This is a genomic window from Kitasatospora sp. NPDC091257 (assembly GCF_044757675.1).
Taxonomy (GTDB): Bacteria; Actinomycetota; Actinomycetes; order Streptomycetales; family Streptomycetaceae; genus Kitasatospora; species Kitasatospora lactacystinica.
On the sequence record NZ_JBIVVI010001442.1, the window covers coordinates 1 to 2,016 of the forward strand.

Consider the following 2,016-nt stretch of genomic DNA (forward strand, 5'->3'; position numbering starts at 1 on the left):
CCGTTCTTCGCGGACTAACGACTGGAAACGTCAGAGACTCTAGCGGCAGACGCGCGCCGTGACAGTCATTCGACGTGTTAACTCCATGAATGACCCGATCGGCGGACTATACGCTCACGAAGTTGACGTTCGTACGGCGTGAAGGGGGCGCATTTTCGAGAAGGCGTGGGAATTGGCGGCGTGCGACCGCATCCGTCCAGGTCCGCGGGCGCTGGCGTGCGCCCCTTCCGCGCCACCCCGCGCGGCCACCTGATCCAGCCAAACGGGCGGCCGTCGCCGCGGCCCCCGGAGCACCGCCCGATCAGGAGCGGGCCGGCTCCGCCAACCGGTGTGCGGCACGGGGCGCGTGCGCCGCGAGACGGTCGCGCAGACCGCGCAGCTCGTACTCGACCAGCGCGGGCAGGGCGGTCACGCCGGTCGCCTCCAGGGCGGGGCCGAGCAGTTCGACGGCCGTCGCCGGGTCGTGCGCGCAGACGTGGCAGTCGGCCGCCCGGACGATGAAGAGCAGTCGGCTGGAGGGCAGTTGGTCCGGACCCAGCAGGCCGAGGGCGGTCTCGGTGGCGTCCAGCGCGCGGCGGGCCAGCCGGGAGTCGTCGGTGGCGGCGGCCAGGTCGCGCAGCGCGGCGGCCGCGGCGGACTCGACCCGCATCCGCATCGAGGCGATCGAGAGCCAGGGCACGTCGACCTCGTCCTCCGCGCCGATGTGGTCCAGGTGCGCCCGCGCCAGCCCGATCTGCCGGACGGTCGCCCGCACGTCACCGGTGAGCGCGTACGCCCGGGCCCGGCTGATCCGGCCCATCGCGCCGGCCCAGTGCCGGTCCGGAGCGACCCGTTCGATCTCGCGGGCGTAGCCGAGCGCCGCGACCGGGTCGCCGTCCAACCGGGCCAGGACGCTCATGTCGCTGAGCGTGCCGACCTGGGTGGCCCGGTCCACGGCCAGCCCGGCCCAGGTGAGGGCGCGGTCGTAGCAGGCCATCGCGGTGGCGTTGCGACCGTCCTGCATCCGCAGCGCACCGGCCGCGTGGGCGTGCTCGGCGGCCAGCCGGACCAGCGGACCGCGCTGCGCGGCGGGGGCACCGGCGAGCCGGGCGAGCACCGCGTGCAGGGTGCGCTCCACGGCGGCGGCCAGGCCCGGCCGGTCGCCGGTCTCGCCGGAGCGCAGGTGGGCGGCGAGCAGCCCGGTCAGGGCGTGCGCGGTGACGTCGTCCAGCGGGCGCCCGGCGGCCGGGTCGGCCAGGCCCTCCTGGGCGCAGAACTCGGCGTGCAGGGCGACGAGTTCTCCGGCCTCGGGGACCGCGCAGCCCTCGGCGCCGTGCAGCGGGCAGAGCAGGCCGTAGTCCGGCAGTCGCAGCGGAGCGGGGGCCGGGGGCGGGACGGGCGCGCCGGGCGCCGCCCCGCCCGGCAGCGGAGGTCGGAGCAGAGCGGGTGAGAAGGCGTCCAGCACGCACAGCTCGGCGCTCTCGGCGCGCTGGCAGGCGGCGCTCAACTCGCCTTCCGCGCCGAGGAGCTCGTCGATCCGGTCGGCGACCCGGGGGGTGACCCGGCGGGCGCCGTGCTCGATCTTGCTGACCGCGGTGTGGTCGTAGCCGATCCCGGCGCCGAGCTGCGCCTGGGTGAGTCCGGCCCGGCGCCGCCAGTGCCGCAGCCGGGCACCGAACTCGCGCCAGGCGTCCTGCCCCCGGCCGGTCGGCGGTGCCGGCACCGCCGCCGCGGGAACCACACGGTTGCGCTGCACGGCTGCCTCCCCGGGCGGGTCGTCCTCGGCCGGTCGCAGGGACTGCCGACGGTTCCAGTGATTCCGACGACTCCGATGACGAGGACGGTACTCGATCGCCACCGGCTCCGTACATGAGGTGGTCTCAACCACGTGAAGGAAAGCCCAGCTTGACGCAAAGCCGGACCTGCGGGCTTGACGGAATTTGCCAACCCGGCGCCTCACGCGCACCAGCCATTGACCCGGCCATGACGCCGTGTGAGGGTTCGGGCACCCGAGCGCGGACGGCCCGCACGGCCGTC

1 protein-coding gene is annotated in these 2,016 nt (G+C 75.2%); it reads right to left on the reverse strand.

Annotation, left to right across the window (positions count from 1 at the left end; all coding sequences use genetic code 11):
- Positions 1 to 301: 301 nt before the first annotated feature.
- Positions 302 to 1,735, reverse strand: a complete 1,434-nt coding sequence (locus ACIQOV_RS39175; protein WP_401055635.1) for a helix-turn-helix domain-containing protein — start codon at positions 1,733 to 1,735, stop codon at positions 302 to 304.
- Positions 1,736 to 2,016: the final 281 nt, after the last annotated feature.